24 protein-coding genes are annotated in these 26,217 nt (G+C 64.8%); 5 read left to right on the top strand and 19 right to left on the bottom strand.

The window, feature by feature from the left end; genetic code table 11:
- The first annotated feature begins 80 nt into the window (after window positions 1-80).
- Window positions 81-731, top strand: coding sequence for an RICIN domain-containing protein (locus tag AC1DN9_RS18350; RefSeq protein ID WP_478102659.1), 651 nt, complete (start codon window positions 81-83; stop codon window positions 729-731).
- A gap of 3 nt (window positions 732-734) precedes the next feature.
- Here the strand turns inward: AC1DN9_RS18350 and AC1DN9_RS18345 are convergent, their stop codons facing one another.
- Window positions 735-1,640 (bottom strand): SDR family oxidoreductase, encoded by a 906-nt coding sequence (locus tag AC1DN9_RS18345; RefSeq protein WP_478102657.1) that lies wholly within the window; start codon window positions 1,638-1,640, stop codon window positions 735-737.
- A 155-nt stretch (window positions 1,641-1,795) separates the two neighbouring features.
- Here AC1DN9_RS18345 and AC1DN9_RS18340 point away from each other — a divergent pair, with 155 nt between their 5' ends.
- Entirely contained in the window at window positions 1,796-2,614 is an 819-nt protein-coding gene (locus AC1DN9_RS18340; protein WP_478102655.1) for a class I SAM-dependent methyltransferase, read from the top strand.
- 6 nt (window positions 2,615-2,620) lie between these two features.
- Entirely contained in the window at window positions 2,621-3,166 is a 546-nt protein-coding gene (locus tag AC1DN9_RS18335; RefSeq protein WP_478102654.1) for a DUF4256 domain-containing protein, read from the top strand.
- On the opposite strand, the gene AC1DN9_RS18330 is transcribed toward AC1DN9_RS18335, so the two are convergent.
- The 18 genes from AC1DN9_RS18330 to AC1DN9_RS18245 form a co-directional block, all read right to left on the bottom strand.
- A complete protein-coding gene (locus AC1DN9_RS18330; protein ID WP_478102652.1) occupies window positions 3,152-4,102 on the bottom strand; it encodes a glutathione S-transferase family protein in 951 nt (316 codons plus the stop codon). The genes AC1DN9_RS18335 and AC1DN9_RS18330 overlap by 15 nt on opposite strands.
- 26 nt (window positions 4,103-4,128) lie before the next feature.
- Window positions 4,129-5,769 (bottom strand): isovaleryl-CoA dehydrogenase, encoded by a 1,641-nt coding sequence (locus AC1DN9_RS18325; protein ID WP_478102651.1) that lies wholly within the window; start codon window positions 5,767-5,769, stop codon window positions 4,129-4,131.
- 22 nt (window positions 5,770-5,791) lie between these two features.
- Window positions 5,792-6,808 carry an NADP-dependent oxidoreductase gene (locus AC1DN9_RS18320; RefSeq protein ID WP_478102649.1) on the bottom strand — a complete coding sequence of 339 codons (1,017 nt, stop codon included), beginning with the start codon at window positions 6,806-6,808 and terminating at the stop codon, window positions 5,792-5,794.
- 12 nt (window positions 6,809-6,820) lie between these two features.
- The gene (locus AC1DN9_RS18315; RefSeq protein WP_478102648.1) at window positions 6,821-7,282 is read right to left on the bottom strand and encodes a PaaI family thioesterase; all 462 of its coding nucleotides are present in this window, start codon (window positions 7,280-7,282) and stop codon (window positions 6,821-6,823) included.
- A 1-nt stretch (window position 7,283) separates the two neighbouring features.
- Window positions 7,284-8,078 carry an SDR family oxidoreductase gene (locus tag AC1DN9_RS18310; RefSeq protein ID WP_478102646.1) on the bottom strand — a complete coding sequence of 265 codons (795 nt, stop codon included), beginning with the start codon at window positions 8,076-8,078 and terminating at the stop codon, window positions 7,284-7,286.
- 14 nt (window positions 8,079-8,092) lie between these two features.
- The gene (locus tag AC1DN9_RS18305) at window positions 8,093-8,377 is read right to left on the bottom strand and encodes a Dabb family protein (RefSeq protein WP_478102644.1); all 285 of its coding nucleotides are present in this window, start codon (window positions 8,375-8,377) and stop codon (window positions 8,093-8,095) included.
- Window positions 8,374-8,595, bottom strand: a complete 222-nt coding sequence (locus AC1DN9_RS18300; RefSeq protein WP_478102642.1) for a hypothetical protein — start codon at window positions 8,593-8,595, stop codon at window positions 8,374-8,376. Before AC1DN9_RS18300 ends, AC1DN9_RS18305 begins: the two co-directional genes overlap by 4 nt.
- On the bottom strand, window positions 8,595-10,427 hold the full coding sequence (locus AC1DN9_RS18295) for an acyl-CoA dehydrogenase (RefSeq protein ID WP_478102640.1): 1,833 nt from the start codon (window positions 10,425-10,427) through the stop codon (window positions 8,595-8,597). The genes AC1DN9_RS18300 and AC1DN9_RS18295 overlap by 1 nt, the downstream gene beginning before the upstream one ends.
- A gap of 146 nt (window positions 10,428-10,573) precedes the next feature.
- Window positions 10,574-11,749 (bottom strand): acetyl-CoA C-acyltransferase, encoded by a 1,176-nt coding sequence (locus AC1DN9_RS18290; RefSeq protein WP_478102638.1) that lies wholly within the window; start codon window positions 11,747-11,749, stop codon window positions 10,574-10,576.
- Between the two features lie 37 nt (window positions 11,750-11,786).
- On the bottom strand, window positions 11,787-13,256 hold the full coding sequence (locus AC1DN9_RS18285) for a M20 family peptidase (RefSeq protein ID WP_478102636.1): 1,470 nt from the start codon (window positions 13,254-13,256) through the stop codon (window positions 11,787-11,789).
- A gap of 19 nt (window positions 13,257-13,275) precedes the next feature.
- A complete protein-coding gene (locus tag AC1DN9_RS18280; protein WP_478102635.1) occupies window positions 13,276-15,381 on the bottom strand; it encodes a 3-hydroxyacyl-CoA dehydrogenase NAD-binding domain-containing protein in 2,106 nt (701 codons plus the stop codon).
- A 178-nt stretch (window positions 15,382-15,559) separates the two neighbouring features.
- On the bottom strand, window positions 15,560-16,255 hold the full coding sequence (locus AC1DN9_RS18275; RefSeq protein ID WP_478102633.1) for an ABC transporter ATP-binding protein: 696 nt from the start codon (window positions 16,253-16,255) through the stop codon (window positions 15,560-15,562).
- A gap of 5 nt (window positions 16,256-16,260) precedes the next feature.
- Window positions 16,261-17,031 carry an ABC transporter ATP-binding protein gene (locus tag AC1DN9_RS18270; RefSeq protein ID WP_478102631.1) on the bottom strand — a complete coding sequence of 257 codons (771 nt, stop codon included), beginning with the start codon at window positions 17,029-17,031 and terminating at the stop codon, window positions 16,261-16,263.
- Window positions 17,028-18,359 carry a branched-chain amino acid ABC transporter permease gene (locus AC1DN9_RS18265; RefSeq protein WP_478102629.1) on the bottom strand — a complete coding sequence of 444 codons (1,332 nt, stop codon included), beginning with the start codon at window positions 18,357-18,359 and terminating at the stop codon, window positions 17,028-17,030. Before AC1DN9_RS18265 ends, AC1DN9_RS18270 begins: the two co-directional genes overlap by 4 nt.
- A gap of 1 nt (window position 18,360) precedes the next feature.
- Window positions 18,361-19,314, bottom strand: coding sequence for a branched-chain amino acid ABC transporter permease (locus tag AC1DN9_RS18260; protein WP_478102627.1), 954 nt, complete (start codon window positions 19,312-19,314; stop codon window positions 18,361-18,363).
- An 80-nt stretch (window positions 19,315-19,394) separates the two neighbouring features.
- Entirely contained in the window at window positions 19,395-20,633 is a 1,239-nt protein-coding gene (locus AC1DN9_RS18255; protein WP_478102625.1) for a branched-chain amino acid ABC transporter substrate-binding protein, read from the bottom strand.
- A 166-nt stretch (window positions 20,634-20,799) separates the two neighbouring features.
- Window positions 20,800-22,443: a 3-(methylthio)propionyl-CoA ligase gene (locus tag AC1DN9_RS18250; RefSeq protein WP_478102623.1), complete on the bottom strand. Its 1,644-nt coding sequence runs from the start codon at window positions 22,441-22,443 to the stop codon at window positions 20,800-20,802.
- Between the two features lie 169 nt (window positions 22,444-22,612).
- Window positions 22,613-24,232, bottom strand: coding sequence for a carboxylesterase/lipase family protein (locus AC1DN9_RS18245; RefSeq protein ID WP_478102622.1), 1,620 nt, complete (start codon window positions 24,230-24,232; stop codon window positions 22,613-22,615).
- A 79-nt stretch (window positions 24,233-24,311) separates the two neighbouring features.
- Between AC1DN9_RS18245 and AC1DN9_RS18240 the strand changes: the two genes are divergently transcribed.
- Both AC1DN9_RS18240 and msrB read left to right on the top strand, forming a co-directional pair.
- Entirely contained in the window at window positions 24,312-25,793 is a 1,482-nt protein-coding gene (locus AC1DN9_RS18240; protein ID WP_478102620.1) for a protein adenylyltransferase SelO, read from the top strand.
- Window positions 25,790-26,209, top strand: a complete 420-nt coding sequence (gene msrB / locus AC1DN9_RS18235; protein WP_478102618.1) for a peptide-methionine (R)-S-oxide reductase MsrB — start codon at window positions 25,790-25,792, stop codon at window positions 26,207-26,209. Before AC1DN9_RS18240 ends, msrB begins: the two co-directional genes overlap by 4 nt.
- Window positions 26,210-26,217: the final 8 nt, after the last annotated feature.

Genomic DNA, 26,217 nt, shown 5'->3' with positions numbered 1-26,217 from the left:
AGTCTTGCCGTGTCCGGACTGGCAGGCGGTGTCCCAGTGGTTGGGGCATCGAGTCAGGTACGTCGCGGACGGAGGTTGTCATGCATGCCGACTGCACTTCCAGGACCCGACTCGCCGCCACGCTGATCCTGGCCGTGGCGTCCGCACTCGCCGCATTTCCTCGAACTGCTGCCGCCGACGACGTCCCCTACTTCTACGTGGTCAATACAGGCACGCGGATGATGGCCGAGGTCCTTGCGCGCCGCATCGATGACGGTGCGCCGGTTGTCCTCTCGCCGAACTACGGCGGCGAGAGCCAACAGTTCAGCATCCAGCGGCTACCCCAGACCGGCGACGCCGGGCCCTTGCAGGATCAGTGGTTCATGCTGCGGGCGAGGCATTCAGGGAAATGCGTGAAGACCAACGGCTTCCGGCCCGGCGCCACAGTCGTCCAGGAGACGTGCAGTGGGGACGCTTCGCAGCTGTGGCGCTTGCGGACACTCGTCATGTCCTCGGTCGACTGCCCGGCCCGAAGCCGGTGCTTCATGGGACGGCGAACGGTCCTGGAGAACTTCTTCGGCCGCGGACGGTGCATGGACGCGGCGAATGGCCTGATTCCAGGGCTGCCCGAACAAGGCAACACCTTGCTGGTCCGCGAGTGCATTGCCGGGTTCAGCGCACCCAACGCCGTCAACCAGGAGTGGCAACTGGTCGACGTACAGGATTGGGATGCGCCCTTCAACTTCAGGTGAAACTCAGCCCGTGCGCAGCTGCGCACGCAGGTTCGCGCCGATTTCCGGCCGCTCCAGGAAAGGATCGGCCGGATTGGTGATCGAGACGATGTTCTCCATCCGGCTCTTCACGTTGCCCAGCGCCTTGGGGTGGCTGAACACGTAGAACTGGTTGGCGGTGATCGCTTCGAAGACCTTCTGCGCCACTTCGGCCGCCGTGACCTTGCCGCTGCTGACGGCCTTGTTGCTCATCGCCTGGCCGATCAGCTGGCTCTTGGTGAGCTGGCCCGTCGGCAGTGAGCTCGGGCGGTTGCGCTCACTCTGCGTGATGCCGGTGGGCACGAAGTACGGGCACAGCAGGCTGGCGCCGACCTGGTCGGTCACGAGCTTCAGGTCCTGATAGAGCGTCTCGGTCAGGCTCACCACCGCCGCCTTGGCCGTGTTGTAGATGCCCATGTTGGGCGGCGTCAGCAGGCCGGCCATGCTCGACGTGTTGACGATGTGGCCACGGTAGGCCGGGTCCTTGGCGGCCGCGTCGAGCATCATCGGCGTGAACAGGCGCACGCCATGGATCACGCCCCAGAGGTCGACGCCGAGCACCCATTCCCAGTCGGCAACCGTGTTTTCCCACACGAGGCCGCCGGCGCCGACGCCCGCGTTGTTGAAGACGAAGTGCGGCGCGCCGAAGCGCTGCTGCACGGCCTTGGCGAGATCCTCCATCTGCGCGGCGTTCGAGACATCGACCTTGCGCGCCAGCACCTGCGCGCCGGCGGCTTCCATTTCGGCCTGCGCGCGATCGAGCGCGTCCTGCTGCACGTCGACCAGCACGAGGTTCATGCCGCGCGCGGCGCCGATGCGCGCGCATTCAAGGCCGAAGCCGGAGCCGGCGCCGGTGAGAACGGCCGTGGTGCCCTTGAAATCCTGAATCATTTGCGCGAATCCTTTCGTCTCTGGTCTTGGAAGAAAGCGCTATTGAAATACGGAAACCGCAACCGTGCAGTCGCAAAGGTGCTCGTCGGCGCACTTCTGGTCAATTCCATGCGCGGCGCCTAGGATGGAGCTTCGAGGGACTGAAGGAGAAGCTCATGCCCAGCGCAGGTTCCGACACGATCTTTGCCGGCTCGATTCCGGAGTTGTACGACACCCAGGTCGTTCCGTTGGTCTTCGAGACGTATGCGGTCGACCTGGCGGGGCGCGTTGCGTCCCTGGGCCCGTCTCGCGTGCTCGAGATCGCCGCCGGCACGGGGGTCGTCACCCGGGCGATGGACAAGGCACTGCCCCCGCAGGTCGAACTGATTGCAACGGACCTGAACCAGCCCATGCTGGACCGTGCCGCGGCGGTCGGCACCCAGCGGCCGGTGCGCTGGCAGCAGGCGGATGCGATGCAACTTCCGTTCGAGGACGCGGGCTTCGATGCCGTCGTCTGCCAGTTCGGCGTGATGTTCTTTCCAGACAAGGTGCACGCGTTGTCGGAAGCGCGGCGCGTGCTCCGGCCGGGCGGCGCCCTGCTCTTCAATGTCTGGGATCGCATCGAGGAAAACGAATTCGCCGACGTGGTCACGAACGCGCTCGCCGAGCTTTTCCCGGCGGACCCACCGCGCTTCATGGCGCGCACGCCGCACGGTTATTTCGATCGGGAAGCCATTGCGCGGGATGTCGCGGCTGCCGGATTCGGCCCCGAACCGCGCATCGAGACGGTCGCAGCGCGCAGCCGCGCTGCGACGGCGGAAATGGCGGCGGTCGCCTACTGCCAGGGAACGCCCTTGCGCAATGAAATCGAGGCCCGATCGCCCACAGGTTTGGCTGCGGCAACGACGGCCTGTGCCAAGGCGCTCGCCGGGCGCTTCGGCACCGGGCCGGTCGACGGCAAAATCCAGGCGCACATCGTCGTTGCGCTCAAATGAAATGAAATGAAAGCACAAGAACAGAAGGAATTGCTCCAAACGCTTGAGGCCCGCTTCGAGAAGAACATGCACCGGCATGCCGGCATCGCATGGACTCAAGTACAGGCGAGGCTCGAGGCCAATCCCGATGCACTGAAGTCGCTGCGCGAAATGGAGGCCACGGGTGGCGAACCGGACGTCATTGCCCGGGACGAGGAAACAGGCCACCTCATCTTCTTCGACTGTTCCCCGGAAAGTCCATCAGGGCGCAGAAGCGTCTGCTACGACGCTGAAGCGCTTGAATCGCGGAAGGAGAACAAGCCGGCGAACAGCGCCACCGAAATGGCTGCAGCGATGGGCATCGACCTGCTCTCCGAGGAACAGTACCGAGCGTTGCAGAAGCTCGGCGACTTCGATGCGAAGACGTCCAGTTGGGTCAGGACACCGTCTGAGATTCGGGCGCTCGGCGGGGCCCTCTTCTGCGACAGACGCTACGGCAAGGTGTTCGTCTATCACAACGGAGCGCAGTCGTACTACGCTGCCAGAGGCTTCCGCGGCTCACTGAGAGTCTGAAGTCTCGACCTGCCGCAGCACGTAGCCGATGCGCGGGAAGTGAACGTGCACGGTGCCGATGCGGTCTCCGCTGCGGCGCAGCGTGTAGTGGGTGCGCGTGGCGGCGATCAGCTCGCCTTCGGTCTGCTCGGGGCCGAAGCTTTCGGCAGCGATGGTGACGCGGGATCCGAGCGGGATGCCGTGGTCGTCCTGGAAGGTGCTGTCCGACAGCAGCGTGTGCGGCGTCGAGGCGGCGGCGATTTCGATCGCCTGCGTGGCGTCGAAGGTTTCCATCGTGCCGTGGCCGATGCCCGCCATGCGGTCCATCCAGTCGCCGACCGCGGGCGTCAGTTGCAGGATGCCGGCCATCGAAGGCGTGCGCTTGCGCGTGAACCACAGCGGGTGGTAGCAGGCGAAGTCCGCCACCGTCGGGAAGCCGCCCAGAACGTAGTCGGTGTCGTCCAGCATGTCGGACAGGCGCCGCAAATAAGACTTGTAGGCGGCCGCGGCATCGCCCGGGCGCAGGCGCACCATGTGGCTGCTCATGGCCTTTCGGTCTTCGCCAAAGGCCTTGGCCGCCTCGGGCGGCGCCTTGGCGAACGCGTCCGCCAAGCCCTTGCCGCTGAGGCTGTAGGCCATCGAAGCCCAGAACATCGTGCTGTCGGCCCATTGGGCGACGAGGCGCGACAGGCCCTTGCCCGGCTCGGGGTAAATCGAAGGCACCGGCGCCAGATGTTCGAGCACGTCGCAGATCAACGCGGTGTCGCAGTAGATGTCGGCGCCGATCTGGAGCACGGGCGTTCGACGGTAGCCCCCGGTCAGCGCCAGGAGGTCGGGCTTGGGCAGGATCGGCGGGATGATCACCGACTTCCAGGCCAGCTTCTTGTAGCCGAGGATCAGGCGGATCTTCTCGGAGAACGGCGAGGTCGCGTAGTGATGGAGGATCAGGTCGGCCATGAAAGTCCTTCTTCCTTCTTGCGGGGTCACTGGGGCTGCGCGCGCGCAATGATCGCATCGAAATCGACGCCTGTGCCGAGCGTCCCGAAGGCTTGCCCCCAGTCGCCGCCCAGGCGCGATGCGCAGAACGCGCCGACGACGGCGCCCGGCGCGGTCTGCGCGAGCAGCGCACCCTGCACCGTGAGCGCCACGTCCTGCGCGAGGCGGCGCGCTTCAGACTCCGTCACCATCGCCTCGATGCGTGCGGGCAAGGCGTCGGCGAGGCGGTCGAGTGCGGCATCGACACCTCGTGCCGGCGCCAGTTCGTGCACGATCGCGGCGACGGCATCGCCCTTGCGCAGGCCACGCAGCAGGTCGAGCGCCATGATGTTGCCGGCGCCTTCCCAGATCGAATTGAGCGGCATCTCGCGGTAGACGCGGGCCATCGTGCCCTCGCCGCCCTCTTCCACGTAGCCGTTGCCGCCCAGGCATTCCATCGCCTCCTGCGCGAAGTGGCTGCCGCGCTTGCAGATCCAGAACTTGGCCACCGGCGTGAGCAGGCGCGCCATCAGGCGCTCGTGTTCGTCGTCCTGATGGTCGAAGGCACGCGCGAGGCGGATGGCGAGTGCGGTCGCGGCTTCGCTCTCGATGGCGAGATCGGCCAGCACGTTCTTCATCAGCGGCTGCTCGATCAGCGGCCGGCCAAACGCCTGCCGCTGCGTCGTGTGATTCAGCGCGAGGCTCAGGGCCTGGCGCATCAGGCCGCTGGTGCCGAGCGCGCAGTCGAGCCGCGTCATCGTGCCCATTTCAAGAATCTGCGGAATGCCGCGCCCCTCTTCCCCGACCAGCCAAGCGCTCGCGCCGTGGAACTCGACCTCGGAACTCGCATTGGCCTTGTTGCCGAGCTTGTCCTTCAAACGCTGGATGTGGATGGCATTGCGACTGCCGTCGGACAGCACGCGCGGCAGGAAGAAGCAGGTCAGCCCGGCCGGGGCCTGCGCAAGCACTAGGAAGGCGTCGCACATCGGCGCGGAAAAGAACCACTTGTGGCCGGTGATCTCGTAGCGCTCCCCCCAGGCATCGCTGCCCGCGCGAACGGCGCGCGTGGTGTTGGCCCGCACGTCCGAGCCGCCCTGTTTCTCGGTCATGCCCATGCCCATGGTCAGGCCGGGCTTCTCGCTCCAGGGGTTGAGCGTGGGGTCGTACCAGAGGCTGGCGAGCTTCGGCCCCCAGTCCGCATGAATGGCCCCATTGCCGCGCAGCGCGGGCGTCACGGCGTAGGTCATCGAGATGGGGCAAAGAATCGATGCCTCCAGCTCCGTGAAGAGCATGAAGCCCGCAGCGCGATGCACATGCGGCGATGGCCCCGAGGCCGTCCACGGCGAGCCGTGCAGACCGGCGCCCACTGCCGTCGACATGAGCGCGTGATAGCTCGGATGAAATTCCACCTCGTCGATGCGCCGCCCGAAGCGATCGTGCGTGTGCAGCACCGGCGTGTGGATGTTCGCGAGACGCGCGTGCGTCTGCATCTCGACCGATCCCATCGCCGCACCCAGGTGCCCGAGCGCCGCGAGGTGGAGTTCCGGCGCGTTGAACTTCAACGCGTCGCGCAGCGGCCGATTGGTGTCGAAAAGGTTGTAGCCGGTCAGCGGAGCCGGCTGGTTGAAGACCTCGTGAGTCGCATCCATCGCCAGTCTCCGTCTGGGCCCGTCAGATCAATTTGACGAGCTGTTTGCCGAAATTCCTGCCCTTGAGCAGGCCGAGGAAGGCCTCGGGCGCCGACTCGATGCCCTGGGCAATCGACTCGCGCGGCCGGAGCTTGCCGCTCGCCACCAGCCCGCCGAGTTCGGCCAGCGCTTCGGGCCACACTTCCATGTGCTCGCTGACGATGAAGCCTTCGAGCTTGATGCGGTTGATGAGGAAGAGCGCCGGATTGGCCAGTGGCAGCGGTTGCCCGTCGTAGCCCGCGATCATCCCGCACAGCGCGATGCGCGCAAAGCTGTTCGTGCGCAGCAGGACGGCATCGAAGATATAGCCGCCGACGTTCTCGAAGTAGCCGTCGATGCCGTTCGGGCAGGCTTCCTTCAGCGCCGCGCTCATGCGCTTCACGTCCGGATGCTGGCGATAGTCGATACAGGCATCGAAGCCGAGTTCGTCGGTGACGTACTTGCACTTGTCCGGCCCGCCGGCGATGCCCACCACCCTGCAGCCGCGTGCCTTGGCGAGTGCGCCGAAAGCGCTGCCCACTGCACCGCTGGCGGCGGTGATGACCACGGTCTCGCCCGCCTTCGGCTGGATGATCTTCACGAGGCCATACCAGGCCGTCACGCCGGGCATGCCCACCGCGCCGAGGTAGTGGGACAGCGGAACATGCGTCGTGTCGACCTTCTTGAGCGCGCCAGGCTGCGAGGCATCGACGACGCTGTATTCCTGCCAGCCGCCGAAGCCGACGACCTTGTCGCTTACGGCGTACTTGGGGTGCTTGCTTTCGACGACTTCGCCCACTGTTCCGCCCTGCATGACCTGCCCGAGCGGCTGCGGCTGCGCGTAGCTCTTCGATTCATTCATGCGACCGCGCATGTAGGGGTCGAGGCTCATGTAGTGATGACGAACCAGTACCTGGTTGTCCTTGAGCGCGGGCGTCTCCGTGCTCACGAGCTTGAAGTTGCTGGCGACGGCTTCGCCTTCGGGGCGGTTGTCGAGAAGCTGTTGGCGGTTGGTGGGCATGAAAGTCTCCGGTCAGTCTGTAGAGGGTGGGCGCATGTCGTTGGCGCTGGCGGGTCCGATGGGCAGGCGGCGCTTCACGTACTTGAAGGTGCCGGTCGCGTGCGCGCAGACGCGTTCCTGCGCGTCGTAGATCCTGGCTTCGGTGAAGGCCATCGTCGCGGTTCGGTGAAGCAGCTTGCCACGAGCGATTAGCGGGCCGACCGACGGTGCCATGAAGGTGGTCTTCATCTCGATCGTGACGACACCGATCTCCGGCGTGTCGCTGCGTGCCGCGGCCGCTTGGGCGATATCGAGCATCGTCATGACGACCCCGCCGTGCGTCACGTCGAAGGTGTTCAGGTGCTCGGGCTTCGCGGTGAAGTGCAATTCCGATTCGCCACCTTCGAATTTCCCGATCTCGATGCCCAGGTGGCTCGCAAACGGAATCTGCCCGATGTAGGAGCGCAGATGAATGTTGTCGGTCGTGGACGTCATGTCATGCGCCGAGCACTACGCTGACACCGCCGTCCACCGCCAGCCACTGGCCAGTGATGTGCTTGCCGGCATCGCTGGCGTACAGCAGCGTGATGCCCTTCAGGTCTTCGTCGTCGCCAAGGCGGCCGAGCGGCGCGTGGCCAGCCATCTTTTCCTCGCCGATCGACTTGATCAACCCGGACGCCATCTTGGTCATGAAGAAGCCCGGGCAGATCGCGTTGACGTTGATGCCGTACTTGCCCCATTCGGCCGCCAGCGTGTGCGTGAAGCCGATCACTGCGCTCTTCGACGTGTTGTAGGCGATGGTCTGCATCTCGGGCGGGTTGCCGTTGAGGCCGGCGATCGACGCGATGTTGATGATGCGTCCGCTCTTCTTCGGGATCATGTAGCCGCGCGCAATCTGCTGGGCCAGCACGAAATAGCCGCGCACGTTGAGGTTCATCACCTTGTCCCAGGCCTCGACCGGATGGTCTTCGGCCGGTGCGCCCCAGCTCGCGCCGGCGTTGTTGACGAGGATGTCCACCGCGCCAAGGCGCTCCAGCGTTTCGTCCGCGAGGCGCCGGGTGTCTTCCTCCTTCGAGCAGTCGGCGGCGATCCAGCGCGCGTCGATGCCGGCGGCCTGGAGTTCGGCCGCCGCCTGTTCGAGGTCTTCCGCCTTGCGCGAACTCAGCATGATCTTCGCGCCGGCTTCGCCGAGCGCATGAGCCATCTGCAGGCCGAGGCCGCGAGAGCCGCCGGTGACGAGTGCGACCTTGCCGCTGAGGTCGAAAAGTTTCTGGATGCTTCGTGCAGTCATGGGTGTCTCCGGAATCATTGGGTTTCGTAGTCGAGCACGCTGCGCGATTCGCGCAGGCTGCCCAGGAATGTCGACACTTCGACGTGCACCGGATGCTCCAGGTACGCCTGCAGTGCCGCCTTGTCGTCGAAGGCCGAGACGAGAACGACGTCGTGATTGGCTTCGAAGCCTTCGGTGCGAACGGCCACCTCGAACTCGCGCATGCCGGGCACCAGGCCCTTGCACGTGTCGAGCCTGGCCTTGAACTTCGCGGCGTCGCCGGCGTTCCTGAGCTTCCACATGACGACGTGTTTGATCATGGCGATTCCTTCGATTGCTTCGAGTCTTTCAAACGGGAGCGAACGTAGATCAGCACGACGCCGACCAGGGCGATCACCACGCCGGGCACGGCCATGGACCAGCCTAGCCCCTCTTCCGTGCGACCGGTCGCGATGCCGAGAATGAGCAGAAACAAGCCACCGTAGATCAGGATCCATATCCACTTCTCCAGCGTGGCATGCGACTGGGTCGCGGCCATCAGAAGGCCTCCTCGGGCAGCGCTGCGCAGGTCGGGTCGCGGCTTTCCACCACATTCAGCCAGGCGCCGATCTTGGGCAGTTCGTAATTGAAGAAATAGTCCGTCGCGCCGATCCGGCCCGCCGTGGCGGGGGATGCCTTGGCTGCGTCGCGCTCGAGCGCGCGCTGCGCCACGTCGAGCCAGATCCAGGCCAGCACCACGTGACCGAAAGCCTGCATGTAGGGCACGGCGTTGGCCAGCGCTTCCTGCGGATTGCCGGTGGACCAGGCCGCCTTGGTCGCGGAGCCGACGCGCTGCAAGGCCGCGCCCAGCGCCTTGGCATGGCCGGCCAGCGCAGGCAGCTTGCCGGCGCGCGCGATCGTTTCGGTGATGCGTCCGGCCAGCAGCGTGAGGCCGCGGCCGTCTTCCATCAGCACCTTGCGCCCGAGAAGGTCGGCGGCCTGGATGCCGTGCGTGCCTTCATGGATCATGTTGAGGCGGTTGTCGCGCCAGTACTGTTCCACCGGGAAGTCGCGCGTGTAGCCGTAGCCGCCGTGAATCTGGATCGCGAGCGAATTCGCTTCGAGACACCATTCGCTCGGCCAGCTCTTGGCGATGGGCGTCAGCACTTCGAGCAGCAGGCGCGCGTCGTCGGCCGCCTCCGGGCTGCCGGTCTTCTGTTCGTCGACCAGGCGTGCGCAATACAGTTCCAGCGCCAGCGCGCCTTCGCAATACGCCTTCTGAGCAAGCAGCATGCGGCGCACGTCGGAGTGCTCGATGATGCGCACCTGCGGCTTGGCCGAATCCTTGCCCGCGGGACCGGCCGGCCGACCCTGCGGGCGGCTCTTCGCGTAGTCGAGCGAGGCGTAGTAGCCGGCCATGCCGAGCATCGTCGCCGCGGTGCCGACACCGATCCGAGCCTCGTTCATCATGTGGAACATGCAATGCAGGCCCTTGCCGGGCTGCCCCACCAGGTAGCCCACCGCGCCGGCCTTGCCGCCGACCGAATACTTGCCTTCGCCGAAGTTGAGCAGCGTGTTTGTCGTGCCGCGCCAACCCAGCTTGTGATTGAGGCCCGCGAGTGCGACGTCATTGCGTTCGCCGGTCAGCTGCCCTTCGGTGTCGACCATGCGCTTGGGCACGATGAAGAGCGAAATACCGCGCGTGCCGGGAATCAGCTTGCCGTTCTCGTCCGGGATCTTCGCCAGCACGATGTGCACGATGTTCTCGGTCAGCTCGTGGTCGCCGGCGGAGATCCACATCTTGTTGCCCGTGAGGCGATAGCGCGGTCCCAGCGGATCGTCCTGGAAATCCGCGCCGTCCGGCACGGCGCGCGTCGCGACATCGCTGAGGCTGGAGCCGGCCTGCGGCTCCGACAGGCACATGGTGCCCGACCAGCGGCCCGAGAACTCGTTCTTCGCAAAGACCGATTGCTGCATCGGCGTGCCGTGGACCATCAGCAGATTGGCGTTGCCGCTGGTCAGCATGCCGGAGCCGATGCTCACCGACGCCATCGCGAAGAAGCTGTTGGCCGCGGCCTGCACGGTGTAGGGCAACTGCATGCCGCCGATGTCGTAGTCCTGCGCGGCGCTGAGCATGCCGGACTCCGCGAAGGCCTTCTGCGCGTCGTGCGTGGCCTGCGGCAGGATGACCTTCTCGCCGTCGAAGTGCGGTTCCTGCGTGTCGACGGTGCGATTGAAAGGCGCGTACTTTTCGCGCGCGATGCGCTCGCAGGTGTCGAGCACGGCGTCGAAGGTTTCTCGCGAATGGTCGGCAAAGCGCTCGCGCTCTTTGAGCGACTCGGCATGAAGCCAGTCGTAGAGGAGGAATTCGAGGGTGGGACGAAGGCTCATGGTTCGTATCGCTGCGTAACGTTCTAACGTTCTCAGTGTGATGCCCCAGGCCAGAAACCCCGCGGAACCGGCTTCGCCGGGCCGCCGGGGTTGCCCCCGGCAGGGGGTGGAGAGCGACACGAAGTGCGCGAGCCTGGGGGCGAGCTTTACAAGATTTCGAAAACGCCCGCCGCGCCCATGCCGCCGCCGATGCACATCGTGACGACGACCTTCTTGGCGCCGCGGCGCTTGCCTTCGATCAGCGCGTGGCCGGTCAGTCGCTGGCCGCTCACGCCGTAGGGGTGACCCACCGCGATGGCGCCGCCGTCGACGTTCAGGCGGTCAGCCGGGATGCCCAGTTTGTCGCGGCAGTAGATGACCTGCACGGCGAAGGCTTCGTTGAGTTCCCACAGGTCGATGTCGCTGACCTTGAGGCCGAGGCGCTTCAGCACCTTCGGGATCGCGAAGACCGGGCCGATGCCCATTTCGTCAGGCTCGCAGCCGGCGACCGCAAAGCCGAGGAAGCGGCCGAGGGGCTTCAGGCCCTTTTGCTCAGCGTACTTTTCGTCGACGATCACGCAGGCGCCGCCGCCGTCCGAGAACTGGCTCGCATTGCCGGCCGAGATCACCCCGCCGGGGATGGCCGGACGGATGCCGCTGATGCCTTCCTTGGTCGTGCCGGCACGGATGCCTTCGTCGTTCTCGACGGTGACTTCCTTGGTGCGCAGGCCCATCACCGGATCGGCCACGCCGGCCAGCACGGTGATCGGTGCGATCTCGTCCTTGAAGCGGCCGGCTTCGAGAGCGGCCGTGGCCTTCTGCTGGCTGGCGGCGCCGTATTCGTCCATGGCGTCGCGGCCGATGTTGTAGCGCTTGGCGACCTGCTCGGCCGTTTGCAGCATGTTCCAGTAGATCTCGGGCTTGTGCTTGACCAGCCACGGATCGGCCAGCATGTGCTTGTTGGCTTCGTTCTGCACGCAGGAGATGCTCTCTACGCCACCGGCCACGTAGACCTCGCCTTCGCCCGCGATGATGCGTTGCGCCGCGGTCGCGATGGTCTGAAGGCCCGACGAGCAGAAGCGGTTGATGGTCATGCCCGACGTGGTGATCGGCAAGCCGGCGCGCAGGGCGATCTGGCGCGCGATGTTGGAGCCGGTCGCGCCTTCGGGCGTGGCGCAACCCATGATCACGTCGTCCACCGTGGCGGGATCGATGCCGGCGCGCTGCACCGCGTGCTGCACCGCATGGCCGCCGAGCGTGGCGCCGTGCGTCATGTTGAAGGCACCCTTCCAGCTCTTGGCGAGCGGCGTGCGGGCGGTGGAAACGATGACGGCGCTGGTCATGGTGTGGTCCTTTGAAGAAGAGGAATGACGTTGACGTTTACTGAGGCTGCGCGGTGTTTTGCAGCAGCTGGTGATAGAACTGGATCGCCTCGCCGTAGTTGGCGATCGCGATGCGCTCGTTGGTGCCGTGGAAGCGCGCGAGGTCCTCGCTCTTCACGCGGAACGGCGAGAAGCGGTAGACCGAATCGCTCACGAGGCTGAAGTGGCGCGAGTCGGTGGCGGCGGTCATCAGGCCCGGCGCGACGGCGGCGTCGGGAAAGGTCTGGCGCACGGCCTGCTCGATCGAGCGGTAGCCGGTGCCGTCGGTCGGCGAGACGGGCGACGGCTCCGAATTGCCCGGATAGCGCTTGACCTGGATCGCGTCGTTGCCGAGCGCGCGTTTCAGGTGCGCTTCCACGCTGTCGATGGTGTCGCCCGGCAGGATGCGGAAATTCACCGCCGCTTCGGCGCGACCGGGCAGCACGTTGTCCTTGTTGCCGGCGCGCACGATGGTCAGCGCGGTGGTGGTGCGCAGCATTGCGTTGCTGCTCGGGCTCTTGGCGAGCTGACTTTCCACCAGCGGCGCGGTGAGCCACAGGTTGGAAAGCATGACGCGGTTGATGCCGCTCATCTCCGGCGCTAGCGTGCCGAACATCTGGCCGGCCACGCCCTTGATGCCACCGGGCATCGGTGTCGCTTCCAGCTTTGCCAAGGCGGCGCTCATCATGCCGATCGCGCTGTGCATCGGCGGCATCGACGAGTGGCCCGGCGCCGTGTCGAGCGAGAGAAAAAATGTGCCGTAGCCCTTTTCGGCAAGACCGATCAGCGCCGCAGGCTTCGACAGGCCCGGCAGCACGCCGTCGAGCACCAGCAGGCCTTCGTCGAGCACCCAGTCGAGCCGGACGCCGCGCGACTTGAGCAGCTCCGCGATCGGGAGCGCACCGCGCAGGCCGCTGACCTCTTCGTCGTCGCCCATCACGAGATAGATCGTCTGCCGTGGCTTGAAGCCACTGCCGATGAGCATCTCAATGGCCTCCATCTGCGCGAACAGATTGCCCTTGTTGTCGAGCGCACCGCGGCCCCAGACGAAGCCGTCCTTGATCTCGCCGCTGAAAGGCTCGACCGACCAGGCCTTTTCGGTGCCGGGCGCGATGGGCACCATGTCCTGGTGCGCCATCAGCGCGACCGGCTTCGCCGTGGGGTCGGAGCCGGTCCACGTGTAGAGCAGCGCATGCTGGCCGACGACTTCCTTCTTGAGAGTCGCATGGACCTTCGGATATTGCTGTGCGAGATACGCGTGCAGCTTGTCGAATTCGGCCGCGTTACCAGTCGGATCGTCGAGGCTGGACACCGTGCGGAACTGGATCGCACCGGACAGCCGCTTGGCAGCCGCCTGCAAATCGATCGGCAACGCCGGCGCCGGCGTCACGGCAACTTGCCGCGACGGCGTACGCCAGGTATTGACCGCCACTGCCGCCACCAGTGCAAGGAGCACCAGCAGCAGCCCAAGGAACACGCGTTTCACCATAAAGCGGTCTCGCCTCCGGTCAGCTGAACGACTTGCCTTCGGCCACCAGCTTCTGGATCAGCGGTGCGGGCTTCCAGAAGTTCGCGTCGTCGTGCGGGTTCTTCGCGAAGCGCTTCATCGATTCGGCCACGTTGTAGAGGCCAACCTGCGATGCGTAATGCATCGGACCGCCCCGGAAGATCGGGAAGCCGTAGCCCGTGAGGTACACCATGTCGATGTCGCCGGACTTCGAGGCAATGCCGTCTTCGAGGATGTGCGCACCTTCGTTGACCAGTGCATACACGAGACGCTGCACGATTTCCTCATCGGAGATCTTGCGCGGCGTGATGCCGATTTCCTTGCGGTGCTCCTCGATCATCTTGTTGACGAGGTCCGAAGGAATGGCGTCGCGCTTGCCGGCCTGGTAGTCGTACCACCCTGCCCCGGTCTTCTGGCCGAAGCGGCCCAGTTCGCAGAGCTTGTCGGCCGTGCGGCTGTACTTCATGTCGGCGATCTCGGTGGCGCGGCGCTTGCGGATCGCCCAGCCGATGTCGTTGCCGGCAAGGTCACCCATGCGGAACGGGCCCATCGCGAAGCCGAACTTCTCGATGGCCTTGTCGACCTGCTGCGGGGTCGCACCTTCGTCCAGAAGGAAGCCGGCCTGGCGCGAGTACTGCTCGATCATGCGATTGCCGATGAAGCCGTCGCACACGCCGGAAACCACCGCCGTCTTCTTGATCTTCTTGGCCGTGGACATGACGGTCGCGAGCACGTCCTTGGCCGTCTGCTTGCCGCGAACGACTTCGAGCAGCTTCATCACGTTGGCCGGGCTGAAGAAGTGCATGCCGACCACGTCCTGCGGACGCTTCGTGAATGCTGCGATCTTGTCGACGTCGAGCGTGGACGTGTTCGAAGCCAGGATCGCGCCGGCCTTGGCGACGCGATCGAGTTCCTTGAACACCTTTTCCTTGACGCCCAGTTCCTCGAACACGGCCTCGATGATGAGGTCCGCGTCCTTCAGGTCGTTGTAGTCGAGCGTGGTGCTCAGGAGCGCCATGCGCTGGTCGTACTTGTCCTGCTTGAGCTTGCCCTTCTTGACCTGGGCTTCGTAGTTCTTCTTGATGGTGGCCACGCCGCGGTCGAGCGCTTCCTGCTTCATTTCGAGGATCTTGACCGGGATGCCCGCGTTCAGGAAGTTCATCGAGATGCCGCCGCCCATCGTGCCGGCGCCGATCACGCCCACGGTCTTGATGGTGCGCTGGGGGGTGTCTTCGGGCACGTCGGGGATGCGTGAAGCCGCGCGCTCGGCCATGAACAGATGGCGCAGCGCCATCGATTCGGGCGTGAACATCAGCGCGGTGAAGATGCGGCGCTCTTCGGCCATGCCGTCGTCGAACTTCATCTTGGTCGCGGCCTGCACGGCATCGACGCACTTCAGCGGCGCCGGGTAGTTCTTCGACATGCCGCCGACCATGTTGCGCGTGAACTGGAAGTACGCATCGCCTTGCGGGTGCTTGCATGGCAGATTGCGCACCAGCGGCAGCGCTTCGCCGGTCTTGCCGGCCACCGACTTGGCGAACTCGATCGCTTCGTCGAACAGGGATTCAGCCGAACCCGCCAGCTTGTCGAACAGCTTCTGGCCGGGCAGCGTGGCGAGCAGTTCGCTCTTGACGGGCTCGCCGCTGACGATCATGTTGAGCGCGGTTTCGACGCCCAGCACGCGCGGCAGGCGCTGCGTACCGCCGGCGCCGGGAATGAGGCCCAGCTTGACTTCGGGCAGCGCAACGCTGGTGCCCGGTGCGGCGATGCGATAGTGGCAGCCCAACGCCAGTTCGAGGCCGCCGCCCATGCACACGGAGTGGATCGCGGCAACGATGGGCTTGGTCGATGCTTCGAGCGCGAGGATCACGCTCAGCAGGTTGGGCTCCTGCAGGGCCTTCGGCGTGCCGAATTCCTTGATGTCGGCGCCGCCGGAGAAGGCCTTGCCCGCGCCGGTGATGACGATCGACTTGACGGCCGGATCGTCGATCGCCTTGGCGAGACCGTCGGTGATGCCGATGCGTGTCGAAAAACCGAGGCCATTGACCGGGGGGTTGGTCATGGTGATCACGGCGACATCGCCGAGCACTTTGTATTCAGCCGTCATGCTGCGTTCCTTTGGGATGGGAGAGGATCGAAAAAAACGGGTTCGAAGGCCATGGCACCCGTCGGCGCCGCGGCCTTCGCACTTAAAAAGCACGAGTGTTCTTTTTTTGTGGAATTCTAGGCGTTTCGAATGACCCGGCAACAACATTCAGTCGCTGCCGGGACAACAGACGGAAGTATCAAACTTCCAGCCATTCCTTGCGCGTGGCCGCGTCTGCGCGCAGGGAATCAGGCGTTCCGTCGAAAACGATGCTGCCGTGCCCCATCACCAGCGCACGATCGGAAATCTGCATGGCAATGGTCAGCTTCTGCTCGATGAGGAGCACGGAGATGCCCTTGTCCTTCAGCGTGCGCAGGTACTCCCCCACCAGTTCGACGATCTTCGGCGCGAGGCCTTCGGTCGGCTCGTCGATGATGATCAGGTCGGGGTCGCCCATCAGCGTGCGGCACAGCGTCAGCATCTGCTGCTCACCGCCCGAGAGCACGCCGGCCTCGGTATGTTGTCGCTCCTTGAGGCGCGGGAACATGCCGTACATGTCGTCGAAGGACCAACGGCTGCCTTTGCCCTTGCCTTTTTGCCCCAGCAGCAGGTTCTGGTGCACCGTGAGCTTCGGGAAGATGTCGCGGTTCTCCGGCACGTAGCCGATGCCCAGGTGGGCGATCTCGTAGGCCTTGCGGCGAAGGATGTCCTGCTCCTTCCAGCGCAGCGTTCCTTCGGCATGCACGAGGCCCATGATGGCCTTCGCCGTGGTCGATCGGCCGGAGCCGTTGCGACCCAAGAGCGCCACGATTTCCCCGGGACCGACGTCAAACGAAACACCATGCAACACATGGCTCTTGCCGTAATAGGCGTGGATGTCGTGAAGCTTCAGCATATCGGTCAGTGTCCAGCGCCCTGGGCATCGGCAACGGCCGAGCCGAGATAGGCCTCCTGCACGCGCGGATTGGCGCGCACGGCGGCAGGCGTGTCGAAGGCGATGACTTCGCCGTAGACCACCACCGCGATCTTGTCGGCAAGGCCGAACACCACGCCCATGTCATGCTCGACGGTGAGCAGCGTCTTGCCCACGGTGACGTGCTTGATGAGCGCGATGAAGTGCGAGGTCTCGGTCTTGCTCATGCCCGCGGTCGGCTCGTCGAGCAGGATCACGTTGGCACCGCCGGCAATGGTCACGCCGATCTCGAGCGCGCGTTGCTCCGCATAGGTGAGATTGACCGCCAGCACGTCGCGCTTCTTGTCGAGACCAACCTGATGGATCAATTCTTCCGTGCGCTCGTTGGCGTCGTGCAGTTTCGACAGGAAGCGCAGGAAGCTATAGCGATAGCCCAGACTCCACAGCACGCCGCAGCGCAGGTTCTCGAAGACGCTGAGCTTCGGGAAGATGTTGGTGATCTGGAAGCTGCGCGACAAGCCGAGACGGTTGATCTCGAAAGGCTCCTTGCCGTCGATGCGCTGCCCGTCGAGCAGCACCTCGCCGCTGGTTGGCGCGAGCCGTCCGCTGATCAGGTTGAACAGCGTCGACTTGCCGGCGCCGTTGGGTCCGATGATCGCGATGCGGTCGCCGGCTTCGATGGCGAGATCGACGCCGCGGATGATCTCCGTCTTGCCGAAGCTCTTGCGCAACGATTTGAGTTCAAGTGCGTGGGTCATGCGGCTTCCCTCCGCTTGATCTCGGCTTCGATTTCTTCCTGTGCGTGGCCCCATGTGCGCACGAAGCGTCGCCGCACGATCTCGAACAGACCCAGTCCGACGAAGAACAGCGCCGCGGCGGCCGTCCAGTTCGCGGCAGAGGAAGTGTCGAGCGTCAGTCCGGCGAAGGGCAACTCGGGTCCGAGCGCTGCGTTGAGTTGCATGTGATAGATCATCTCGACAATGGCCGCTGCGCCCGCGACCATGAGCACGCCCGTGGCGATCAGGCCCGCATAGATCCCCCAGAAGCGCTTGAACTTGCCGAACTTGGCAACCCGCAGGTTCATCATGATCAGGCTCGCCACACCGCCCGGCGCGAACATGACCATGAACAGGAAGACAAGCCCGAGGTACAGCAGCCAGGCCTTGCTCAGTTCCGACAGCAGCACCGAGGCAAACACCAGCAGCACCGCGCCGATGATCGGGCCGAAGAAGAAAGTCGCGCCGCCCAGGAAGGTGAAGAGCAGGTAGCCGCCCGAACGGACGCCGCTCAGGCTGTCCGCCGCGTTGACGATCTCGAAGTTGATCGCCCCCAGCCCGCCGCCGATGCCGGCGAAGAAGCCCGCGATGATGAACGCGAAGTAGCGCACCCGCTGCGTGTTGTAGCCGATGAAGGCGACACGCTCGGGGTTGTCACGCACGGCGTTGAGGATGCGCCCGAGCGGCGTGCCGGTAAAGGCATACATCAGCGCCGTGCAGATGAAACAGTACACCGCGATCAGGTAGTAGACCTGCATCTGCGGCCCGAAGGTGAGGCCGAGGAAGGGCGTGCCATAGACACGGTTGGTCGTCACGCCGCCCTCGCCGCCGAAGAAGCTCGGGAACATCAGCGCCATGGAGGCCACGAGTTCGCCAATGCCCAGCGTGATCATCGCGAAGGTGGTGCCGGCCTTCTTGGTCGTGACATAGCCGAACAGGATGGCGAACACCATCCCGCCCAGTCCGCCGACCAGCGGGATCAGCACCAAGGGCACCGGAATGCTGCCCTTGGCCGCCAGGTTCATCGCGTGAATGGCGATGAACGATCCCATGCCGACATACACCGCATGCCCGAAGCTCAGCATGCCGCCCTGCCCCAGCAGCATGTTGTAGCTCAGGCAGATGATGATGAGATAGCCGATCTGCGACAGCATCGTCAGCGCGAGGCTGCTCGTGAATACCAGCGGCGCCACGATCAGCGCGACCGCGAACACCGTCCAGATCACCAGGCGCGAGATGTTCCGGGGCTTGGAGCGGTTGTACTGCCTGGCGGCAGTGTTTTGAATGGGTTGTGCGTTCTGCTGCGTCATGTCAGTCTTCCCGCGTGCCGAGCAGACCTTTGGGCCTGAAGATCAGCATGAGCACGAGCAGCAGGTACGGCAGGATCGGCGCGACCTGGGAAATCGTGAGCTTGAGCAACTCGTAGCCCGGCGTCTGGTCCGTCACCGCGACGCCGAGCATCTGCAGGCCGCCGGCGAGCGACTGGTCCATGGCGACCGCGAAGGTCTGGAGGATGCCGATCAGCAGCGACGCGAGAAAGGCACCGGCCAACGACCCCATGCCTCCGACGACCACGACGACGAAGATAATCGATCCGACCGACGCCGCCATGGCCGGCTCCGTCACGTAGGTGTTGCCGCCGATTACTCCGGCCAGCCCGGCAAGCGCCGCGCCCCCGCCGAAGACCAGCATGAAGACGCGCGGCACGTTGTGCCCCAGCGCCTCGACCATTTCGGGATGCTTGAGTGCCGCCTGGATCACCAGGCCAATGCGCGTACGCGTGAGCAGCAGCCACACCGACAGCAGCATCAACATCGCGACCAGCATGATGAACGAGCGTGACTTCGGAAACTGCGTACCGAAGAGCGTGAACAACGGACCCTGCAGTTGCGTCGGCAAGCCATAGGGCACGGTGGAACGGCCCCACACCAGCTGGACCAATTCGAGGATCAGGTAAGACAGGCCGAAGGTGACGAGCAGTTCGGGGACGTGGCCGAACTTGTGGACGCGGCGCAGGCTGTAGCGCTCGAAGGCGGCGCCGAGCGCGAACACGATGAGCGGCGACAGGACCAGCGCCGGCCAGAAGCCGACGACCTGCGAGATGCTGTACGCGAAATAAGCGCCCAGCATGTAGAAACTGGTGTGAGCGAAATTCAGCACGCCCATCATGCTGAAGATCAGGGTCAGGCCAGAGCTCAGCATGAACAACAGCAAGCCGTAGCTGACGCCGTTGAGCAGCGAGATGACGAAGAATTCGACGTTCATCGGTCCTTGGGGTCGCGTGGAAAGAAAAGAGGCCCGAGTTTTGAAGTCGGGCCTCGACCGGTCAATTCCCCGTCAGGGAATCAGGGGCTCGGCCGCTTCATTTCGCACGTGGTGGGCGTGCTGGCCACGTAGGGCTCGTAGTACTTCACGGGCACGAAGGTGTAGCCCGTTCCTTCGGCATCGACGGGGTACTTGCCGCCCGCCTTCTCCCACTTGGCGATATAGAGGCCTTGCTGCAACTGGTGGTCAGTCTTGCGCATCTCGACGTCGCCATTGAAGCTCTTGAAGCGCATGCCTTCCAGTGCGGCGGCCACCTTGACCGGATCGGTCGACTTGGCCTTGACAAAGGCGTCGCTCAGCATCGCGAACGCCGTATAGGCCGACTGTGTGTAGAGGTCTTCCTTGAACTTCTTGTTGAACTCGTTGCCCAGGCGCTCGATCTCGCCGCCCATGTTGGCGTGGCCATAGGCCACCTGGTACACCTTGCCCGCAGCTGCGGCGCCCATGGCAGTCGGCGTGCCACTCACGCTGCCGTAGTAGACATAGAACTTGACGTTGTTGAGGCCGGCATCGTTCGCCGCCTTGATCAGCAGCGTCAGGTCGGAACCCCAGTTGCCGGTGATCACCGTATCGGCGCCCGAGGCCTTGATCTTGGCAACGTACGGCGCGAAGTCGCGCACCTGCGCCAGCGGGTGGAGGTCGTCGCCGACGATCTGCACGTCAGGCCGCTTGCGCGCCAGGTTCTCCTTGGCGTACTTGGAGACCTGCTGGCCGTGCGAGTAGTTCTGGCCGATGATGTAGACCTTCTTGATCTCCGGTTGGTCCTTCATGAAAGTGGTCAGCGCTTCCATCTTCATGGAGGTGTCGGCGTCCAGGCGGAAGTGCCAGTAGCTGCACTTGCTGTTGGTCATGTCGGGGTCGACCGCAGCGTAGTTGATGTACAGCATTTCCTTGCCGGGATTGCGGGCGTTGCTCTTGTCCAGAGCGTCGACGATCGCCAGTCCCGCGCCGGAGCCATTGCCCTGGAGGACGTAGCGCGCGCCCTGGTCCTGCGCCGAGCGCAGCGCATTCGTGGTTTCCTGCGGGCTGAGCTTGTTGTCGATGCCGATGATCTCGAACTTCACGCCGGCGGCGTTCTTCTTGTTGAATTCCTCGGCCAGGAACTGGTAGGTCTTCAGCTGGTTGGTACCGACCGCTGCCATCAGACCCGAGAGCGGGTCGATCCAGGCGATTTTGACGGTTTCACCCTTTTGAGCGAAGGCGCCGGTGGCGCTGGCTACAAGGATGGCGGCAGTTGCGAATTTCAGAGCGAACTTCATTGAGAGTCTCCTGGGGTCAAGCTGTCGGAATGCGGGACGAGATTACAAGTGTTTGGAACCTCGCCCGTCAGGGAATGCCCGTAAGAAAAGCGCTGCCGGGGCTGTTTCTATCACCCATGCGACACGGCGCATCCTGTTGGTGCTACCCAGCGGTAGAACGGCGGGGTCAGACGCCCGGCAACTTGTAGTCGCGCAGCAGCTCACGCAGGCGCGTCTTCAGGATCTTGCCGGTGGCGCCGAGCGGAATCGCCTCGACGAACACCACGTCGTCGGGAATCTGCCATTTGGCCGTCTTGCCCTCGTAGAACGCGAGCAGCTCATCGCGAGAAACTTCGCTGCCCGGCTTCTTCACGACGGCGACGATCGGGCGCTCGTCCCACTTGGGGTGCGCGACGCCGATGCAGGCCGCCATCGCGACGCACGGATGCGCCACCGCGATGTTCTCGATGTCGATCGAACTGATCCATTCGCCACCGGACTTGATCACGTCCTTGCTGCGGTCTGTGATCTGCAGGAAGCCGTCGGCGTCGATGGTCGCGACGTCACCGGTCGGGAACCAGCCTCGGCCGTTCACGTCGGTCACGAGCGGATTGCCGCCCTCGCCCTTGAAGTATTCCTTGACCACCCACGGCCCCTTGACCAGCAGGTCGCCGGAGGTCTTGCCGTCCCAGGGCAGATCCTTGCCGTCGCCGTCGATGATCTTCATGTCCACGCCGAAGATCGCCCGCCCCTGCTTCATGCGGATGGCGGTCTGCTGCTCCTGCGGCATATCGAGGTGCTTGTTCTTCAAGGTGCACAAGGTGCCGAGTGGCGACATCTCGGTCATGCCCCATGCGTGCAACACCTCGACACCGTACTGTTGCTGGAAGGCATTGATCATCGCCGGCGGACAGGCCGAGCCGCCGATCACCGTGCGCTTGAGCGTCGAGAACTTGAGCCCGTTGGCTTGCAGGTGCCCGAGCAGCATCTGCCAGACGGTCGGCACGCCGGCGGCGAAGCTCACTTTCTCGGCCTCGATCAGTTCATAGACCGACTTTCCATCCAGCGCCGGGCCTGGAAACACCAGTTTGGCGCCGACCAGCGCCCCCGAATACGGAATGCCCCAGGCGTTGACGTGGAACATCGGTACGACCGGCAGGACCGAGTCGCGTGCGGACAACGTCATCACGTCCGGCAAGGCCGCGGCGTAGGCATGCAGCAAGGTCGAGCGATGGCTGTAGAGCGCCGCCTTGGGGTTGCCCGTGGTGCCGCTCGTGTAGCACATGCTCGACGCGGAGTTTTCGTCGAAGCTCGGCCAGGCGTACGCGGTCGGGCGCTGGCCCATCCAGGCCTCATAGCTGACCAGGTTGGGGATGCCGCTGTCGGCCGGCAGCTTGTCGGCATCACACAGCGCGATCCACTTCCGGATGGTCTTGCACTTGGCATGCACGGCCTGTATCAGCGGAAGGAAGGTCAGGTCGAAGCACAGGATCTGGTCTTCGGCGTGGTTGGCGATCCATGCGATCTGATCGGGGTGCAGCCGCGGGTTGATGGTGTGCAGCACGCGACCCGAGCCGCTCACGCCGTAGTACAGCTCGAGGTGGCGATAGCCGTTCCAGGCCAGTGTCGCGACGCGATCGCTGAAGAGCAGTTGCTCGTCGTCGAGCGCATTGGCGACCTGGCGCGAGCGGGACGCGATCTCTCGCCAGGTGGACCGATGAATGTCGCCTTCCACCCGCCGCGAGACGATCTCGGCGTCGCCGTGATGGCGCTCGGCGAACTCGATCAGCGACGAGATCAGCAATGGTTGGTCCTGCATCAAACCCAGCATCTATTGGCTCCTTGTTGAATGGGCTTCCTGAAAATCGAGGCAGCGGCGCGGCGTCCTCTGACCGCCCGAGATTCGCCGATGTTGTGCGCTGCACACAATGACACAAACCCGCAGTCGCGAGTTGTAGTTCACCCGCGGCGGGCGGGCCTATTGCGAGCCTGTTGCGGGCCTAGTGGGTTTGGATGCGGGCGGCGTCCGGGCTGGCGTCGAAGACGATCTTCGACGGCCACGGCGCCCAGTGCGCGCCGAGTTCGGGCGTGTTCGGATCGCCGGCGCGAAGGAAGGCGGTGATGCTCGCCATCATGGCGTCCGACAGGGCCAACCGTCCAGGGCGGTTGGCGGCGCTGTTGGTCACATTGGAGAACAGCGACGGACCGAAATTGCCGAAGACGAAGCCGAGATCGAAGACATGCGCGGCGCCGTAGATCTCGTTCCACGGCGCGGGCTCCTGCGCCCAGTCGAACTGGTAATGCCAGACGTTCGCCTGCTGCGTCTTCAAGGTGTCGAGCAGGTTGTCGCGGCTGCGCATCATGAAGCCCTGGGTGATTCGCGCCGTCATTGCGTCGTAACCTGTCTCGGGCGTTTCCACGGGCAGGTACGACGCGTCGAGGATGTCGGCGGACGTCAGCGTGGTCGGCGCGTCCGGATCGAAGTTCTGCATCATGGTGAAGCGCGTCGCGTCGTCGATCTTGATGCCGGGCTTGCCGCCGAACAGCGTCAGGAACGCCGCGAACAGCTTGCCCTCGTCGCGCGTGACGCCGACCACCATCGGCATCTTCGTATAGCGCCCGGCGGCGAACGCGGCGATCGGGTCGGCGGGCAACACCACGCCGTCCGGAATCGGCCCTGAGCCGGTCAGGCCCTTGGCGAACACGGTGTTCAGGATGGCTTTCCCGTCCAGCGAGCGCAGAAACTCGGCGATCTGTTCTTTCGTCTGGCTGGCGGCAAACGCCGCAGCGGCGTCGAGGTCGGCCGCCTTGCCGTCCGCCACGAGCAGATTCAGCAGCAGCGCATTGCCCTGCGCCAGGTAGGTCGAAGCGGGCATCAGCGTCGGCAGGCTGCCCTGCGGCAGGTTGCTGGCGAGCGAAATCCCGCCGCTCAACGGCATGGCGCGATGGAAGAGTCCCTCGGACAGCGGCGAGGCGATCAACGCCAGCAGGTTGATGGCGCCGGCGGATTGGCCCATCACCGTGACATTGCCGGGATCGCCACCGAAGGCGGCGATGTTCTTCTGGATGTAGCGCAGCGTCGCCAGGTTGTCCAGGAGCGCGAAATTACCGGAGTCGTCGCCCTCCGATCCGCCGGGCCGCAATTGCGGAAGATTCAGAAAGCCGAAGACGCCGAGCCGGTAGTTCGCGGTGACGATCACGGCATTCGCCTTCCGGGCGAGGTTCGCGCCGTCGTAAAGGGGGTCGGCGCTATAGCCCGAGATGTTGCTGCCACCGTGGATGAACAGCATCACCGGCAGCTTGTCGTCAGTGCTCGCGGGACGCCAGATGTTGAGCGTCAGGCAGTCCTCGCTGCCGACCGGCGTATTGAGCGTGCTCGCAATGGTCGCGTCGCAGGTATTGTTGGTACCCGGACCATAGATGCGGCCGACTTGCAGGCAGGGCTGGCCGAATTCGCGCGCCTCGCGGATGCCGGTCCAGGGTTCGGGCTCGACCGGCGCGCGCCAGCGCAGCGCGCCGACCGGCGGCTGGGCGAAGGGGATGCCCTTCCAGTAATAGGTACCGCTGCCGACGGTGTCGTCGACGCCTTCGACCTTGCCTTGCGCTGTGGTGCGCACCATGAGTCCGTCCATGGGCGCCACAGTAGCACCATTCCCCTTGCGTTTTGGGGTCGGCGTCCGGTGCGGGACAATCCGGCCCATGACCATGCTTGCAGACGAAGCCGACGTCGTGGACCTCGGACTGCGCTGGGTCCCCGGCTTTTCAGGCCTGGGCTCCCAATTCTTCACCGAACTCCAGCCCCGCCCGCTGCCGGAGCCCTATTGGGTCGGTCGCAGCCTCTTGGCCGCGCGCGAGCTCGGCCTGGATCCGTCCTTGCTGGAATCGGACGAAGGGTTGGCGGCTTTCACCGGAAACGCCCCCATCGCCGGAACGCGGCCGATCGCCACCGTCTACAGCGGGCACCAATTCGGCGTTTGGGCCGGCCAGCTCGGCGACGGCCGGGCGATCCTGCTCGGCGAGACAGCGGGCGGCCTCGAAGTCCAGTTGAAGGGCAGCGGGCTCACGCCGTACTCCCGCATGGGCGATGGCCGTGCCGTCCTGCGCTCCAGCATCCGCGAGTTCCTGTGCAGCGAGGCGATGCACGCGCTGGGCATCCCGACGACCCGGGCACTTTGCGTGACCGGCTCGGACGCCCGCGTGCGCCGCGAAGAACTCGAAACCGCGGCCGTGGTCACCCGCCTGTCGCCGAGCTTCATCCGCTTCGGGCACTTCGAGCATTTCGCCGCCAACCAGCGCGACGACGAACTGCGCGCCCTGGCGGACTACGTGATCGACCGCTACGACCCCGCCTGCCGGACCACCGACCGCTTCAACGGCAACGCCTACGCGGCTTTGCTCGAAGCGGTGAGCGAGCGCACAGCCGCCCTGCTCGCGCAGTGGCAGGCGGTCGGCTTCTGCCACGGCGTGATGAACACCGACAACATGAGCATCCTCGGGCTCACCATCGACTACGGGCCCTTCCAGTTCCTCGATGGTTTCGATCCGCGGCACATCTGCAACCACAGCGATACGTCCGGCCGCTATGCCTACAACCAGCAGCCCAACGTCGCCTACTGGAACCTGTTCTGCCTCGCTCAGGCGCTGCTGCCGTTGATCGGTGACCAGGAAATCGCGATCGCCGCGCTGGAGTCGTACAAGACTGTCTTCCCGAACGAATTCGAGGCACGCATGCGGGCCAAGCTGGGCCTCATCGACTCGGCAGAATCCGACCGCGCGCTCATCGAGGGCGTGCTGAAACTGCTGGCGCAGGAAAAGGTCGACTACACGATCTTCTGGCGGCGTCTGTCCGGCCTCGTGGCAGGCGACAATCCGGACGTCGTGCGCGATCTCTTCATCGACCGCGCCGGCATCGACGGCTGGCTGGCATCGTTTTCGGAACGCCGCAAGGGCATTCCAGCGGCGCGGGCGGCCGACCTGATGATCCAGTCCAACCCCAAGTTCGTGCTGCGGAACCACTTGGGCCAGCAAGCCATCGAAGCCGCGCAGCAGAAGGACTATTCCGGCGTTGCCACCTTGCTCGCGCTGCTCGAAACCCCATTTGAAGAGCACGCCGGCCACGAGGCTTTCGCCGGTTTCCCGCCCGATTGGGCTTCCACGATCGAAATCAGCTGCTCATCATGACCGAACCCATCCAGAAAACCGACGCCGAATGGAAAGCCGTGCTTGCCGATAAAGGCGCCGAACCCGCCGCTTTCGAGGTCACGCGCCATGCAGCGACCGAGCGCCCCTTCACCGGAAAGTACGAAGCCCACTGGGACGACGGCACCTACCATTGCATCTGCTGCGGCGCCAAGCTGTTCGAGTCGGCCACCAAGTTTGACGCCGGCTGCGGCTGGCCAAGCTTCTCGCAGGAAGCGGTGCCCGGCGCGATCCGCAACATCGTCGACCGCTCGCACGGCATGGTTCGCACCGAAAACGTCTGCGCCAATTGCGGCGCCCATCTTGGCCACGTGTTTCCGGACGGGCCGACAGAGACCGGCCTGCGCTATTGCATGAACTCGGCCTCGCTGGACTTCCAGAAGCGCGAGACCGACTGATCCCGGAT

This window comes from Variovorax sp. 05L425, from assembly GCF_056397705.1.
Note: the sequence above shows the minus strand (reverse complement) of the source record. Positions and strands in the feature narration are given on the sequence as shown.